Source organism: Halalkalicoccus sp. NIPERK01 (assembly GCF_030287405.1).
Taxonomy (GTDB): domain Archaea; phylum Halobacteriota; class Halobacteria; order Halobacteriales; family Halalkalicoccaceae; genus Halalkalicoccus.
In genome coordinates this window covers 1-13980 of the sequence record NZ_JASVVV010000004.1, presented here as the reverse complement: position 1 = coordinate 13980, position 13980 = coordinate 1, and the positions used below count along the sequence as shown (strand labels likewise).

14 protein-coding genes and 1 tRNA gene are annotated in these 13980 nt (G+C 65.8%); 8 read left to right on the top strand and 7 right to left on the bottom strand.

Annotated features, from left to right (window positions below):
• Positions 1-255: 255 nt before the first annotated feature.
• From QRT08_RS12225 to QRT08_RS12205, 5 genes are all read left to right on the top strand, one after another.
• Positions 256-642, top strand: a complete 387-nt coding sequence (locus QRT08_RS12225) for a gamma-glutamylcyclotransferase family protein (RefSeq protein WP_286046249.1) — start codon at positions 256-258, stop codon at positions 640-642.
• Positions 643-837: 195 nt separating this feature from the next.
• On the top strand, positions 838-2049 hold the full coding sequence (gene ilvA, locus QRT08_RS12220; RefSeq protein WP_286046248.1) for a threonine ammonia-lyase: 1212 nt from the start codon (positions 838-840) through the stop codon (positions 2047-2049).
• Positions 2050-2080: 31 nt separating this feature from the next.
• The gene (locus QRT08_RS12215) at positions 2081-2461 is read left to right on the top strand and encodes a RidA family protein (RefSeq protein WP_286046247.1); all 381 of its coding nucleotides are present in this window, start codon (positions 2081-2083) and stop codon (positions 2459-2461) included.
• Complete coding sequence (locus QRT08_RS12210) at positions 2461-2667, top strand: DUF7981 family protein (RefSeq protein ID WP_286046246.1); 207 nt, start codon at positions 2461-2463, stop codon at positions 2665-2667. The genes QRT08_RS12215 and QRT08_RS12210 overlap by 1 nt, the downstream gene beginning before the upstream one ends.
• A gap of 27 nt (positions 2668-2694) precedes the next feature.
• Positions 2695-2776: transfer RNA gene (locus tag QRT08_RS12205), tRNA-Ser, on the top strand.
• Positions 2777-2899: 123 nt separating this feature from the next.
• Here the strand turns inward: QRT08_RS12205 and QRT08_RS12200 are convergent.
• Both QRT08_RS12200 and QRT08_RS12195 read right to left on the bottom strand, forming a co-directional pair.
• On the bottom strand, positions 2900-3109 hold the full coding sequence (locus QRT08_RS12200) for a hypothetical protein (RefSeq protein ID WP_286046245.1): 210 nt from the start codon (positions 3107-3109) through the stop codon (positions 2900-2902).
• Positions 3102-3269 carry a hypothetical protein gene (locus QRT08_RS12195; RefSeq protein ID WP_286046244.1) on the bottom strand — a complete coding sequence of 56 codons (168 nt, stop codon included), beginning with the start codon at positions 3267-3269 and terminating at the stop codon, positions 3102-3104. The genes QRT08_RS12200 and QRT08_RS12195 overlap by 8 nt, the downstream gene beginning before the upstream one ends.
• Positions 3270-3507: 238 nt before the next feature.
• Here QRT08_RS12195 and QRT08_RS12190 point away from each other — a divergent pair, with 238 nt between their 5' ends.
• Positions 3508-6090 (top strand): PAS domain-containing sensor histidine kinase, encoded by a 2583-nt coding sequence (locus tag QRT08_RS12190; protein WP_286046243.1) that lies wholly within the window; start codon positions 3508-3510, stop codon positions 6088-6090.
• A 254-nt stretch (positions 6091-6344) separates the two neighbouring features.
• Positions 6345-6659 carry a PadR family transcriptional regulator gene (locus tag QRT08_RS12185; protein ID WP_286046242.1) on the top strand — a complete coding sequence of 105 codons (315 nt, stop codon included), beginning with the start codon at positions 6345-6347 and terminating at the stop codon, positions 6657-6659.
• 47 nt (positions 6660-6706) lie between these two features.
• Here QRT08_RS12185 and QRT08_RS12180 read toward each other — a convergent pair whose 3' ends face one another.
• From QRT08_RS12180 to QRT08_RS12165, 4 genes are all read right to left on the bottom strand, one after another.
• Positions 6707-8332, bottom strand: coding sequence for an alkaline phosphatase family protein (locus QRT08_RS12180; protein WP_286046241.1), 1626 nt, complete (start codon positions 8330-8332; stop codon positions 6707-6709).
• 102 nt (positions 8333-8434) lie between these two features.
• Positions 8435-10444 carry a hypothetical protein gene (locus QRT08_RS12175; RefSeq protein ID WP_286046240.1) on the bottom strand — a complete coding sequence of 670 codons (2010 nt, stop codon included), beginning with the start codon at positions 10442-10444 and terminating at the stop codon, positions 8435-8437.
• Positions 10445-10483: 39 nt separating this feature from the next.
• A complete protein-coding gene (locus QRT08_RS12170) occupies positions 10484-11254 on the bottom strand; it encodes a polysaccharide deacetylase family protein (RefSeq protein WP_286046239.1) in 771 nt (256 codons plus the stop codon).
• The gene (locus QRT08_RS12165) at positions 11251-12075 is read right to left on the bottom strand and encodes an LpxD N-terminal domain-containing protein (protein WP_286046238.1); all 825 of its coding nucleotides are present in this window, start codon (positions 12073-12075) and stop codon (positions 11251-11253) included. The genes QRT08_RS12170 and QRT08_RS12165 overlap by 4 nt, the downstream gene beginning before the upstream one ends.
• 173 nt (positions 12076-12248) lie before the next feature.
• Here QRT08_RS12165 and QRT08_RS12160 point away from each other — a divergent pair, with 173 nt between their 5' ends.
• Positions 12249-13211: a glycosyltransferase family 2 protein gene (locus tag QRT08_RS12160; protein WP_286046237.1), complete on the top strand. Its 963-nt coding sequence runs from the start codon at positions 12249-12251 to the stop codon at positions 13209-13211.
• Positions 13212-13287: 76 nt separating this feature from the next.
• Here QRT08_RS12160 and QRT08_RS12155 read toward each other — a convergent pair.
• Positions 13288-13980 (bottom strand): hypothetical protein (locus QRT08_RS12155; protein ID WP_286046236.1); only part of this gene is annotated, 693 nt, incomplete at its 5' end.

Here is a 13980-nt window from a genome sequence, read left to right as displayed (position 1 = left end):
CGTCGTGCCCGCTCACTCGCTGCGCTCGTTCGCGCGCACTTCTGACTGCCACTCGCTTCGCTCGTGGCAGTCCCGCCGTGCCCGCTGACTCCCGTACTGTCGGTCATAACTACGTGAACCGACGGTGGCACGGACGGACCGAAATCGGGCGGTTGCCGTCGAATCAAGCGATCACCGTTCCTATTCCTATGACCGACAGTATCACTCCCCGCGCCACCGTAACCGGGAAGCGGTTCCCTCGACGAGGATCGTCGTATGACTCGCGTGTTCGTCTACGGGACGCTCACCGACCCCGAGCGGGCCGACGCGCTGCTCGACCGGTACCGGATCGGTCCCGACGCGGTCCTTCGCGGGCTTCACCGCGTCGAGGGCCGATACCCGACGCTCGCACCGGGCAGCGAGGTACGGGGACGCCTGCTGGAAACCCCCGAACTCGACCGTCTCGACGCCTACGAAGGGGTCGAGTCGGGGCTCTACGCTCGCGTGACGCTCCCCGTCTCGGACGGGGTGAACGCCGAGTGTTACGTCGGCGACCCCGGCCCCTTGGGGGCCGACGCCGAGTGGCCCGGAACGGGACCGTTCGACGCGCGCGTGCGTTCCTATCTCGAGGACCACGCGGTCGAGATCGGCCGAAACGAATGACACCCGTGCGCCGCCCGTCAGACGGGGCGGTAAACTCGGCTCAGTCGTGCGATTTCACTTCCGATTTGGACGGACAGGTTTTATATAGGTGGGGGCCACCCATACAGGTGCACGTCACACGGTTCGTGCATTCCCCATCCGTCCTCACATTTTCGCGGACAAACCGTTAACAACGCGTCTCGCGTAGCCGTCGGTATGCTCGATGTTCAGGACGTCTATGCGGCACGCGAGCGCGTCGGACGGACGGCCCGGCGCACCCCACTGGAGTACTCTCATACGTTCTCGGAGATGACCGGCGCGGAAGTCCACCTCAAACTCGAGAACTTCCAGCGGACGGGGTCGTTCAAGATCCGCGGGGCGACCAACCGGATCGCGACGCTCTCGAAGGCGGAAAAGGAGGCGGGCGTCGTCACCGCGAGCGCGGGCAACCACGCCCAGGGGGTCGCGCTCGCCGCCACGCGGATCGGCGTCGACGCGATCGTCGTGATGCCCGAACACGCCCCGATCTCGAAGCTCAAGGCCACCCGGAGCTACGGCGCGGAGGTCGTCCTCCACGGCGAGGACTACGACGCCGCGGCCGAACGCGCCCACGAGATCGAACGCGAGGAGGGCCGGACGTACGTCCACGCGTTCGACGACGAGATGGTGATGGCCGGACAGGGTACCATCGGGCTCGAGATCCTCGAGGACTGTCCGGAGGTCGATACGGTGGTCGTGCCCGTCGGCGGGGGTGGGCTCATCAGCGGGATCGCGACGGCGCTGAAGGCCCAGGAGCGCGACGTCCGTGTGGTCGGCGTCCAGGCCGAGGGCGCGGCGAGCACCGTCGACTCCCTCGAAACGGGGTCGATCCACGAGTGGGAGACGGTCGATACGATCGCCGACGGGATCGCGGTCGGCAGGCCGGGCGAGCGCACCTTCGAGGTCGTTCGCGAGCGGGTCGACGAGGTGGTGACGGTCTCGGACTCGGAGATCGCCGTCGCGCTCGCGGCACTGCTCGAACGCTCGAAGACGCTCGTCGAGGGCGCGGGGGCGGTCCCGCTCGCGGCGCTCCTCTCGAATGCCTTCGAGTACGATGAGGACGAGACGATCGTTCCGGCGCTGTGTGGGGGGAACATCGACCTGAACACGCTGACGACGGTGATCATGCGCGGGTTGGTCGAAACCGGCCGGTATCTGAAGATCCGGACCGTCCTGAGGGACCGTCCCGGCGCGCTCCGCCAACTGATCGACGTGATCGCCGAGAACCGCGCGAACATCTACGCGATCCAGCACGACCGGACCTCCCGTGACATCGCGATGAACGCCGCCGAGGTGGTGATCGACCTCGAGACCAGGGGACACGACCACGTCGAGGGGCTGCTCGAAGGGATGCGCGAGCAGGGCTACGAGGTCGAGGTCCTGGTGTAGTTTTAAGAACGCCCCCTCCGAGGATAGGGCCATGAAGCGGATCATCAGCACCTCCGAGGCCCCCGAGGCGATCGGCGCGTACAGCCAGGCGACGACCGCGGGCGACCTGCTCTTTACGGCGGGGCAGATCGCGCTCACGCCCGAGGGCGAGTTCCTCGGCGAGGAGTCGGTCGCGGTCCAGACGCGCCAGTGTCTCGAGAACATCAAGGCGGTCCTCGAAAGCGAAGGGCTCTCGACCCAGCACGTCCTCAAGACGACGGTCTACCTCGACGACATCGACGACTTCGACGAGATGAACGGGGCCTACGGCGAGTACTTCGCCGATAACCCGCCCGCCAGAAGCGCGTTCGAGGTCGGCGCCCTCCCGAAGGGGGCGGCCGTTGAGATCGAGGCCATCGCCACGACCGAGTGATGCACCCGCGGGTGAAAGCGAGCCTGCTGTGGGGTGCGATCGGCGCGCTTTCGTTTCTCGTCCTGATCCAGGGATACGAACTGCTCTCGGCCGAACGCCTCTCGTTCGCCCTGAAGTTCGCGGCCGGGGGCGTGGTCGCCCTCGTGGCGGCCGGATCGACGTATCTCGCCGAGCCGCTCGTCTTCGGGGAGAACGGAAGGGTTTAAACGCGAACGGCCGGTAGACCCGTGTGAGCCGGGATGGCCGAACGGTAAAGCGCACGCCTGGAAAGCGTGTTCCCGTATGGGATTCTGGGTTCAAATCCCAGTCCCGGCGTATTTCTGCCGAACGCAACGTCGCGAGCACCGCTTCGCGGTGCGAGCACGCTCGCGTGAGGCGAAATCGGTCCGGACTGGGATTCGAGCAGGGAGTGAAGCGAGCGTTAGCGAGCGGAACGACCTACCGGATCTCCTCGACCGAGACGTACGACCCTCGTTCGGCCGAGATCCAGCGGCTGTCCGGCCGACCTCGCGTCGCATCGAACACGACGACCTCGTCGGGTGCGAACCGCCCGTCGAGTCCGATCAGGCCGGGGCTGAACGTGTAGCGCAGCGCGAACGTCGGCCAGTCCGCGATCGCCGGCGTCCGTTCGGCATCGGCCTCAGTCATCGACACGCCCGTCGCGAAAGGAGGTCTCGAGTCGGTTCAGGAACTCGATCGCCTCCTGGAGGTTCACCATCTGTTCGGTACGGAGGTCGTGCGTTCGGGCGGCCTCCTCGAGGATCGACTTCGCCTCGGTAACCCGGTCGGGAAGCGGCTTCGTACTCATCGGCTCTCCCGGCGTGGCGCGTCTACGACGCCGTTCGACTGACGGCGAGTAGGTTCGTTCTGGTTCATCACGTATCGGTCCTACTCTCGAAACCGTCCCCGTGCCATATGTAGTATCCCTATCAGTACCGTAACCCCGTGGCTTACCCTCCGGTAGCCGAAAACACTAGATTATTACATATTATACATAATAAAGTATATGTATTATGGATCGTAAATGATGGGACACAGCATCTCATATGACTCCCGTCCAGGTCCTCTATCTCGGTCGCACGGCCCTCCCGCTGGAGCGACTGCTCTCGGCGACGGGCGCGGACGGACCGCTGGTTTCGGTGTCGGCCGTTCCGACGGTCGACGCGGCGATCTCGCGGTTGGCGTCCCTGCGGGCGGACTGTCTCGTCTGGGACATCGACTGCGAGGCGAACCCCGCGATCGAACGCCTGTTCTCGCTCGCGCCCGGCCTGTCGGTCGTCGTCCTCGAACCCCGGTCGACCCCGGAGTGTCTCGAGATCTACGCCCCCTCCGTCACCCGCGCCGACGAGGAGTCCCTGGTCGAAGCGGTTCGCTCCGTTGGCCCCTCCACGGGCGGGAACCCCCCGTCGCCGCCGGAGGTGGTCCTCTCGCTGCTGGATCGGTCGGCCGACCGGATCGCCAGGATCGACCGCGACGGGACCTACCGCTCGGTGAGCGACGGCTTGGCCGCCGAACTCGACGGTTCGTCGGCGGCGCTCGTCGGGACGTCCATCGCGGACGCGTCGCTCGGCGACCCCGAGGCGCTCGCGGAACACGGCCGCCGCGCGATCGAATCGGGGACGATCCAGCGCGACGCGGACGACGACTACCGGTACGTCTTCGTCCCCATCGGCGACGAGCAGTTCCAACTCGTCGTTCAGGACCCCGAACCCGCGGACGCCCGGCGCGTCGAACCGGCGAACGAGTTCATCGAGACCGTGCTGAACCGGCTGACCGACATCTTCTTCGTCTTCGACCTTCAGGGACGGTTCCTCCACTGGAACGACCGGCTGACCGAGGTCACGGGCTACTCCGACGAGGAGATCGCCGCCATGACGCCGATGGATTTCTTCGTCCAGGAGGACTACGAGCGGGTCGATTCGGCCATCTCGGAGATCGTCGAGTCGGGTGACGCGACCGAGACCGTCCGCATCCGGACCCGCGGCGGGAAGCTCCTGCCCTACGAGTTCACCGGATCGATGGTCACGCGCGAGGACGGCTCGCCCCGGTACATCTGCGGGGTCGCCCGCGACGTCTCACAGCGTCGCCACTCCGAGCGGGCGCTGCGCGAGCGCCAGCAGGCGCTGTCGAACCTCATCCGCAACCTCCCCGGCGTCGTCTATCGCTACCGCAACGAGGCGGGCTTCCCCGTCGAGTTCATGAGCGAGGGCTGTACGACCCTGATCGGCTATCCGCGGGAGCGCCTCGAATCCGGCGAGGTCTCGTGGGCGAACGACGTGATCCACCCCGAGGACCGCGACGACGTCCGACGGAGCGTCCGTGAAGCCCTCGAGGAGAGCGAGCAGTACCAGACCACCTACCGCATCCGGACCCCGGACGGGGAGGTCCGCTGGATCTGGGAGCAGGGTCGGGGCGTCGAACACCCCGACGGCTCCGTCGAGTTCCTCGACGGCTACCTCACCGAGATCACCGACATCGTCGAGATCGAAGAGGAGCTACGCCGGGAGAAGGCCTTCACCGAGAGCGCGCTCGACGCCCAGCCCGACCTGTTCTACGTGTTCGCGCCCGACGGCGAGATGCTCCGGTGGAACGATCGGTTCAACGAGGCGACGGGCTACACCGACGAGAAGATCCGGTCGATGCACCCGATCGACTTCGTCGGGTCCGCGGACGTGCCCCGGATCCTCGACGCGATCGACCGGGTGACGACCGATCACGAGACGGGGTCGATCGAGGCCACGCTCGTGAACAAGGACGGTGACCGCGTCCCCTACGAGTTCACTGGCTCGCTGATCGAGGACATCGGCGAGTCGATCTACGACACCCGCGAACACGACGCCTACATCTGTGGCACCGGTCGGGACATCTCCCAGCGGATCACCGCGGAACGCGAACTCGAGGCGGCCATCGAGGAGCTCGAGCGCTCGAACGCCGAGCTCGAACGGTTCGCCTACGTCGCCTCTCACGACCTCAAAGAGCCCCTGCGGATGATCCGCAGCTATCTCGATCTGATTCGTCGCCGCTACGAGGGCGAACTCGACGACGACGCCGACGAGTTCATCACCTACGCCGTCGACGGTGCCGAGCGGATGCGAAAGATGATCGACGACCTGCTGACCTACTCGCGGATCGGGACCGACGACATCACCGCCCAGCGGGTCGATCCCAACGCCGTCCTCGACCGTGTCCTCGATTCCCTCGGGCTCGTCATCGAGGAAGCGGACGCCGAGATCACGGTCGAGGCGCTCCCGACCGTCGAGGGCGACGCTCAGCAACTCGGACAGCTCTTTCAGAACCTCGTCAGTAACGCCATCGCCTACTCCGGGGACTCCCGGCCGGAGATCCACGTCTCGGCGAGCGAGCACGACGACGGCTGGCAGTTCTCGGTCTCGGACAACGGCGTCGGGATCGATCCCGAGCAGGTCGACGAGGTCTTCGAGATCTTCTCGTCGGGGGCCGTCTCACAGAGCACCGGGATCGGTCTCGCCATCTGTAAGAAGATCGTTCGTCGACACGGCGGCGAGATCTGGGTGGAGTCCGAACCCGGCGTCGGTTCGACGTTTCATTTCACGATCCCGGAGAGCAAACCGATGATCTCGGACCAGGCCCCCGAAACGTCCGATCTGTGAGGGACTATCCGGACTTGCTCTTTGGGGCGCTTATTGCGGGATTAATAGGTAAAATGACCTAAAACCGGTCAGGCGGAACGTTCCGGTTCTCTTAACGTTATCGTTATTTCCACCACGAGAGTACCGATGGAGGGCTGTACGAGCCGTCTCGGCCGCCAGCTCGTGTTGCGTCTCCTCTAGGGACGGTGTAATTTCGTGAACCATCGGTCCATTATATATCCTTCGCTGTCACACCCTACTGTGAGGTGTACTGAATGCATGATTTAACGGGATTTCAGCGTGATCTGCTTCTGGTGATCGCTGGCCTCGACGAACCCAAAGGACTGGACGTCAACGACGAACTAGAACGATACTACGGGACGGAGATCCGCCACGGTCGTCTCTACCCCAACCTCGATACGCTCGTCAACAAGGGGTTGGTCAAGAAGGGGAAACACGACCTCAGGACGAACAAGTACATCCTGACCGACCGTGGCGAGCGCGAGATCGAGGCCCGCCTCAACTGGCAGCTCTCGTACATCCCCGACGAGATCAAGGGCCGCCTCGAAGGGCTCCCACAGACACAGTAAGACCGCGACCGTCATGCAGACAGTCTCCACCGGTGCGATGGGGGAGGCTACTCGAGATACCCGAGGTCCGACAACCGCTCTTCTACCCGCTCGTCCTCGGTACTGACCGCCGCCGAGCCCGTGTACTCGGGGTACGCGGTCGATCCGACGTCCTCGACCACCGGCAGGACGCGTCCGTCCATTCGATCGCTGTACGGCACGCCCAGCGCCGCACAGACCGTCGGCGCGACGTCGAACAGGTGCGCGTCCGTGAGATCCACGCCGGAGTCGATCCCCTGGCCCGCGGCGACGAACAGCCCGTCGAGCTTGTGGTTCCACGGCTCGGTCGGCGGCCCGAACAGCTCCTCGCGGAGTTGGGCCGAGAGGAACTGCTCGAAGTCGTTCGGGACCGTCAGAACGTCGACCGCCTTCTCGGTGTATGGGCCCCAGAAGTACTCCTCGCGCGGAACGACCTCGCCGAACACCGGGTCGCCGTCGGGCGTCTCTATCGCCTGTAGACGTTCAATGAGGTCCTCTCGGACCTCCTCATACTCCTTGGGGGGAACGACCCCCTCGGGGTCGCGCCCTTCGAGGTTGATCCGAACGCCGAGTTCGGTGCGTGCACGCATGTACGCCCGCGAGGCGGGGAAGTCGACCTGCTGTGAGCCGGTGCGGGTCACACCCGAGGGGGCGTACCGGCGCGCGAGCGAGCCGAGGCCGATCCGGTCGAGGGCGCCCGCCGCACGGGACGGCGTGATCCCGACCTTCGCGGCCGCGGCGGCGAGGCGCTCGACCTTGCCCGGCTCCCAGGAGGTCTCGTTTTGCCCCTCCTGAAGCTGATCGCGGATCGGGTTCCACGACGGCATCCCCTTCCCCCCGCTCGTCGCTTCGACGTAGCCCTCGCGGCGGAGGAACTCGTTGACGCGGAACTCGTAGTTCTCGTAGGGCCCCATCCCGTGGTCGCTCGCGACGAACACCCGCTTCGGGTCGCACTCCTCGAGTATTCGCCCGATCTGTTCGTCGGTCGCCTCGTAGATCTGCCGGACCTTCGCCGGATCGCCCTCGAACTCGTGGAAGACGGTGTCGGTCTTCTGGAACTGCACGAACCCGAAATCCGGCTCGTACTCGCCGGCGAGGTATCGAAACGCCTCCCCGCGCATTCGCGCCAGCGTACAGTACTCCTCCATCTTCTCGGCGTCGGTGTACCGGTCGTCGCCCCGCGAGTAGTTGGGGTAGACCCGGTACTCGCCGATCGCCTCGCGGACCTCCTCGAGGATCCCCTTCGGGTGGGTACCCGGGTTCTCGGGGCCGATGAAGCCGGGGACGATCGCGCCGTCGATCTCGTCGGGCGGGTGGGTGACGGGGACGTTGACGATCACGCTCGACCGGTCGTGTTCGTCGAGCAGTTTCCAGAGGGCGTGTTCGCGGACGTGGTTCGCGGTGACGACCCCCCAGTCGTAGCCCTCGAAGTCGACGAACCCGTAGACGCCGTGCTTGCCGGGGTTCACGCCGGTGTACATCGAGGGCCACGCGCTGGGCGTCCACGGCGGGATCTGCGATTCGAGGGGCGCGCTCACGCCTCGATCGATCAGCGATTCGAGGTGGGGGATGCTGTCGGTCTCCGAGAGCCGGTCGAAGACGGGCTGGCAGGCGGCGTCGATCCCGATCAACAGCGTGTCCATCCGGCCGTTCATCGCCGTCCCATCCGTTCGTCGTTCGGTCGGTCGGATGGGTTCGTTGCTACCGTCCGTGTGTTGAGTGGGTTCATGGTAACGTTGCCGTCGTTGCCGTTCCGGTCAGGTGTCGGTCTCGCCGCCGTCGAGGTCTGTACCGGTGTCGGCGTCGGTGTCGACCTCCCACGTCGCCGTACACATCGTTACGTCGCCGTTGTCATAGGCGTAGTGCCGTTCGCCACCACAGAGTTCGCTTCTGCTCATCTCGGGGGTCACGCTCCGATCGTTTTCGCTGACGAAGAACGCCCCACCGGTGGACTGATAGTCGCGATAGATCAGCGTATCGGTGTTGCGCAACCCCTCGTCGGTGATGTTCGCCGCGACGGCGGGGCCGGGCCCGGACCGCGAGAACACGGTGTTGTACGGGTGGTCGGTGTTGTACGTCTCGCCTTCCTCTTCCGCGACCGGTCGGATCTCGCCGATCGTCTCGACGGCGTTCAACTCCGCCTCGTTGTAGCTGTACTTGGTCTGTGCACCCTCGAAGCGGGGGTTGTCGAGCGTCCCGTCGGTCGCGGCGAACGCCACCATCGGGAACGCGAGCGCGAAGACGAGCAACACCACGAGGACGACCGGCGTGGTGAGTCGACGCGCCAGATACGCGAGGCCGACCGCACCCAGAAGCGCCATCGGCGCGGCGAGAAACGCGTACCACCGCTGGGGGATGAACGTCCGGATCCCGAACATGGGGAACCCGAAGATGAACACGAGCATCACCACGATCGACGCCCCGCACATGACCGCGGCGTGCGAGATGTTGCGCCGTCTGAGCACGTAGAAACAGCCGACGACGGCGACGAGGAACACCAGGAGGAACACCGCCGCGTCGATGTACTGGATCGCCTGTTCGAGCAGCGTCGGGTCGGTGGCGGCCGTCGCCCCCCGTTCGCTCGTGATGTCGCCCAGTCCCGCCGACTCCTCCAGCGTGACCCGGAAGAAACTGAACGTCGTCGCCAGGAACGTATCGCCGTGGTACGGCGTCAGCGACCACATGAACGTGATGAACCCGAGATCGAACGCCAACAGACCCGTGAGGCTCACCGAGTCGCCGCTACCGGGGGTGACGCCGCGAAACCGACTCGGCGGCGCGAACAGTTCGAACCTGAGGAGGAGGTGCGCGAGCAGTCCCGCGCCCGTCAGGACGAGCATGATGAACGCGGAGATCTGGTGGGTGAGGATGGTCGCTATGCTGAGGAGGACGATCAGGACGAACTCGCGGCTCCCCGGGGTGACGTCGAGCACCCGCACGAGCAGGTAGAACACCCCGAGGAAGAAGACCAGCCCCAACCCCGTCGGGATGAGGTGGATCGACCACTCGACGGTGTGGGCCGACATCGCGTAGACCGCGACCGCGAACAGGCTCCACCGCGCGGAGACGAACAGGCGGGTCGCGATGTAGAGGAAGACCGCCGAGAAGGCCATCCCGAAGCCGACCGAGAGGAACAGCCCGTTGCGAACCGAGACGTCCGCGAGCAGGCTCGTCGCGACGACCGAGAGGTGGAACAGCGGCGAGGCGTAGTACTTGTTGCCCTCGAGGAAGTCGAGCGAGCCGGTCTCGGCGATCGCCGCCGACCACGAGGGGACGTGCGTCCAGACGTCGATCCCGATATACCCCGGCGTCGTCAGCAACGCCACGTACCGGATCGTGAAGGCGAACGCGAGGATCTCGAACAGGACCAACGGCGGGACGAAGTCACGCTCGCGCGTGAAGAATATCTGGAGGAAGATGGCGGCCCCGACCACCGTTGCGAGGGTGTAAAACGCGGGCGTTCGCCCGCCCTGGTAGAGCCCGAGGACGATCAACAGGGCCGTCCCGAGCAGCGTCAGGCTGGGGAGCAGTCGCCCGGCCCAGACCGGGAACGCCGGCAACCCCTCGGTGTTGCTCGTCCGCACCGCGAGCAGGTACAGCGCCGAGGCGACCGCCATCGTGACGGGGATCGCGACGATGTAGAAGTTCGACGCCAGCAATCGCAGCGGGAGCAGTGCGACGGCGAGGACGAGCGCGAGGATCGCGCCGATCACGTCGAAACGCTGCGTCGAGAGCCATCCGTAGACCCCGCCGGGGCTACCTGCCACGGCGCTCACCTCGCGTTCGTCCGGTGCGGAGCGGTCGTTTCATTCGTTCGTTTCGTACTGAAACTCGTCTACGTTATACTTCTTATCAACGAGCTGCTCGTGCATAAACCGTCGCGTCCGGTCGAGTTCCCGGTCGAGTTCCCCGGCGAGTCGTGTCTCGAAGTCGGCGTCCTCGGCGCCCCAGAGGCCGGGATGGGTGAGGATCTGCAGTTTCTCGGGCCGGTCGTCGGCGAGCGGGTGCTGGTCGCGCCAGCGCTGGTTCGAGTCCCCGAGGTAGGCGATATCCGTGAAAAAGCGCTCCTCGTAGGTGCTGATGAAGCCCTCGAACGAGCGTCGAAAGAGCCACTCGTCGGGCCGGTGAAACGAGACCGCCTCGCTGACGTCGCCGACCGCGCTCGAAAGCGCTTCCCGTTCGGCGAGCACCCGTTCCGTCACTACGTTCGCGGCCGCCTCTCCGTTCCAGTACTGGTGGGTGCTGAAGTGGACGCCGACGGTGTGGCCCATCGACTGGAGTTCCTGCAGGACCGTCCGGACTGGCTTGTAGAAGACGTTGTACAGCGGGCAGGTGAGCAGGACGAAGTAGGTCGCCTCGACCCCGAGGTCGGCCTCGATCTCCCCCATCCGGAGGGCCTTTCGCGGCGAGAAGTCGATGTCGTGACGGACGATCATCCCGCCCGACGCGAGCGAGTCGTCGTAGCCGGCGGGGGTGTATCCCGCGTCGAGCAGTTCGGCGAGAAACCGTTCGTACCAGTCGTAGGTGAACTCGACCGGGCCTGCGAGGGACTGATCGGATGGGCTGTGTGTGGTCATTGCTCTGTGATGGGGCGTGCGGGCGTCCCGACGACGGTCGTCCCGGCGGGGACGTCCGAGAGGACGCCCGCGTTCATGCCGATTTCGGCGTCGTCACCGATCGCGACGTCGGTCGCGACCGAGACGTGCGGGTGGACCGTCACGCGCTCGCCGACGGTCGCGCCGCCGGCGAAGCCCGACCCGTAAGCGACGGTCGTGTCCCGCCCGATCCGAACCTGGTGGGCGAGGTGGACCTGCCCGCTTATCTTCGCGCCGCGTTCGACGACCGTCTCGTCGAAGACGGCCCGGTCGATCGAGGCGTTCGGGCCGATTTCCACGTCGGCTTCGATTACCACGCGGCCCTGATGTATCTGCCGGTGTAACCGACCCGACGCCTCGCGCGCGAACCCGAACCCGTCGCTCCCGAGGACCGCACCCCCGCGAATCGTACAGCCGTCGCCGACCTCGACGCAGTCGGCGACGTGGACGTGCGGGCCGATCACGACCCGATCGCCGATGGTCGCCCCGTCGTCGACGGTCGCCGTCGGATGCACCCGCGTCTCGGTCGGTCGATTCGCGAAGAACTCGTTTGCGACCCTCACGAACGCGAGTTTCGGATCCGGCGCGAACACGAGGGTTCTCCCCTCGATCGGTTTGATCCCCGGCGGACAGACGATCACGCCCGCGTCGGATTCGCGGACGTAGGTCGGATCGTCGTAGATACAGAAGGCGAACTCCTCGGGGCCGGCGGCGTCGAGGGCGTCGACGCCCGTTACCGTCCGTTCGGGCCCGACGTGATCGCCGTCGACGAACGCAGCGATCTCGGTTGAACTGAGTCTCACGATCTCTACTCGGGGATGCTTTCGGGAGGTATTTTATTATCCCGACGCTAACGCCGCCTGTCGAAGCGAGCGCGCCGGCCGCGGGCAGACCGGGTCGCGGGCCGCGAGGGCGATAGCCCCTCCATAACAAAGAGCCGTGGTCGGGGCGCTTCCGACAGAGCACCTGCATATCCATGTATAACGACAAGACGATCGCCGCCGTCATCCCGGCGTACAACGAGGAGCCGTTCATCGGCGAGGTCCTCGAAACCCTCCCCGAGTTCATCGACCGCGCCTACGTGATCGACGACCGTTCGACCGACGACACGTGGGGCGAGATCCAGCGCAAGGCCGAGGCCGTAAACGAGGAGGGCGAGACCACGCTCGATCGCGTGGTCCCCATCCGCCACGCCGAGAACAAGGGCGTCGGCGGCGCGATCAAGACCGGCTACCTCCACGCGCTCGACGACGAGATGGAGGTCACGACCGTCATCGCGGGCGACGGCCAGACCGAACCCGACATCGTCGAGCGGATCGTCAGGCCCGTCGCCGAGGGGAAAGCCGAGTACTCGAAGGGCAACCGGCTTCTGGGTGCCGAACGCCGCGACATGCCGCTGTTCCGGCAGGTCGGCAACTTCACCCTGACGCTGATCACGAAGATCGCGAGCGGCTACTGGAAGATCATGGACCCCCAGAACGGCTCGACCGCGATCTCCTACGAGGCGCTCGAGAAGGTGGGAATCGAGGAGATGTACGAGGACTACGGCTACTGCAACGACCTGCTCGTCCGCCTGAACGCGAAGAACATGCGCGTCGCGGACGTGAAACGGCGTGCGGTCTACAAGGACGAGGAGAGCGACATCGACTACAAGACCTACATCCCGAAGGTCTCGGGGCTGCTCCTCAAGGACTTCCTCTGGCGGCTCCGCGTGAAGTACCTCATCCGGGACTTCCACCCGCTCGCGCTGTTCTACTACGTCGGCGCGGCCACCGCCGGCGTCGGACTGGTGTCCGGGCTGAAGTCCGCGCTCGACCGCGAGGGCACCTCCCGAGGCACGTCGCTCGTCCTGTTCGTTCTCGGCTGGCTGTTCATGCTGCTGGCGATGGTCTTCGACATGGAGGAGAGCGAGGACCTCGAAGTATTGCTCTACGACTGAACCGTTTTACCGGTCCGGTCGCCGTGATTCGACTCGGGACGAGAGATCGAACCCGCTCTCGAAACCGCCGGTCGCCTTAGTACTCGAAGACCGGGTAACGGCCGTTCCCGCTGACGCTCAGATCGTCGGTCTCGACCGAGCCCGCCCCGCCCGTGATCGACACCCCGTCGCGCACCGCACTCGAGAGGTCCATCTCCACGTCGTGGATGCTCGCCGACTCGACGCCGCTCATCACGCGGATCGCCTCGGTCTGGTCGATGCTCATCTCGATGGTCACGTCGCTGACCTCGAGGCCGGAGCCGCCGTCCAGCCGAATCGGGCGCTGTCCGCCGAAGCCGTCGATGTCCTCGTCGTAGACGAACGTCGTCCCCTCGATCGAACTCCCGTCGCCGCCGAGGCGGACGCCGGCGACGTTGGCGTTCTCGACGCGCCCGCCCTCGACGTGGACGGTCCCGTCGGCGCTGCTGTCGCCCTGTGAACAGTAGATGCCGTTGTCGGGGAACGGCCCGACCTCGATGTTCCGCAGGGTGACGGTCCCCTCGTGGTAGTTGCTCACGAGTAGGCCCGTCCCGCCGCGTCCACCCGAGACTTCCTCGCCGCCATCGGAGAGGTCGACGTTCTCGACGAGGCCCTCGCCGCCGCCCGACTGGAGGCCGACGAGCATCGGGCCCTTGCTTGGGGTGTCGTGCTTCCCGTCGACGGTGATGTCGCCCGCGTAGAGGCTGTCGCCGGCCTGGAGTTCGAAGACCCGTCCACCGGTGTCGTCGCC

Bases quoted from the DNA above. Each gene is read 5' to 3' on its own strand.
- QRT08_RS12225 (WP_286046249.1), top strand. From the start codon at position 256: ATGACTCGCGTGTTCGTCTACGGGACGCTCACCGACCCCGAGCGGGCC.
- ilvA (WP_286046248.1), top strand. From the start codon at position 838: ATGCTCGATGTTCAGGACGTCTATGCGGCACGCGAGCGCGTCGGACGG.
- QRT08_RS12215 (WP_286046247.1), top strand. From the start codon at position 2,081: ATGAAGCGGATCATCAGCACCTCCGAGGCCCCCGAGGCGATCGGCGCG.
- QRT08_RS12210 (WP_286046246.1), top strand. From the start codon at position 2,461: ATGCACCCGCGGGTGAAAGCGAGCCTGCTGTGGGGTGCGATCGGCGCG.
- QRT08_RS12200 (WP_286046245.1), bottom strand. From the start codon at position 3,109: ATGACTGAGGCCGATGCCGAACGGACGCCGGCGATCGCGGACTGGCCG.
- QRT08_RS12195 (WP_286046244.1), bottom strand. From the start codon at position 3,269: ATGAGTACGAAGCCGCTTCCCGACCGGGTTACCGAGGCGAAGTCGATC.
- QRT08_RS12190 (WP_286046243.1), top strand. From the start codon at position 3,508: ATGACTCCCGTCCAGGTCCTCTATCTCGGTCGCACGGCCCTCCCGCTG.
- QRT08_RS12185 (WP_286046242.1), top strand. From the start codon at position 6,345: ATGCATGATTTAACGGGATTTCAGCGTGATCTGCTTCTGGTGATCGCT.
- QRT08_RS12180 (WP_286046241.1), bottom strand. From the start codon at position 8,332: ATGAACGGCCGGATGGACACGCTGTTGATCGGGATCGACGCCGCCTGC.
- QRT08_RS12170 (WP_286046239.1), bottom strand. From the start codon at position 11,254: ATGACCACACACAGCCCATCCGATCAGTCCCTCGCAGGCCCGGTCGAG.
- QRT08_RS12160 (WP_286046237.1), top strand. From the start codon at position 12,249: ATGTATAACGACAAGACGATCGCCGCCGTCATCCCGGCGTACAACGAG.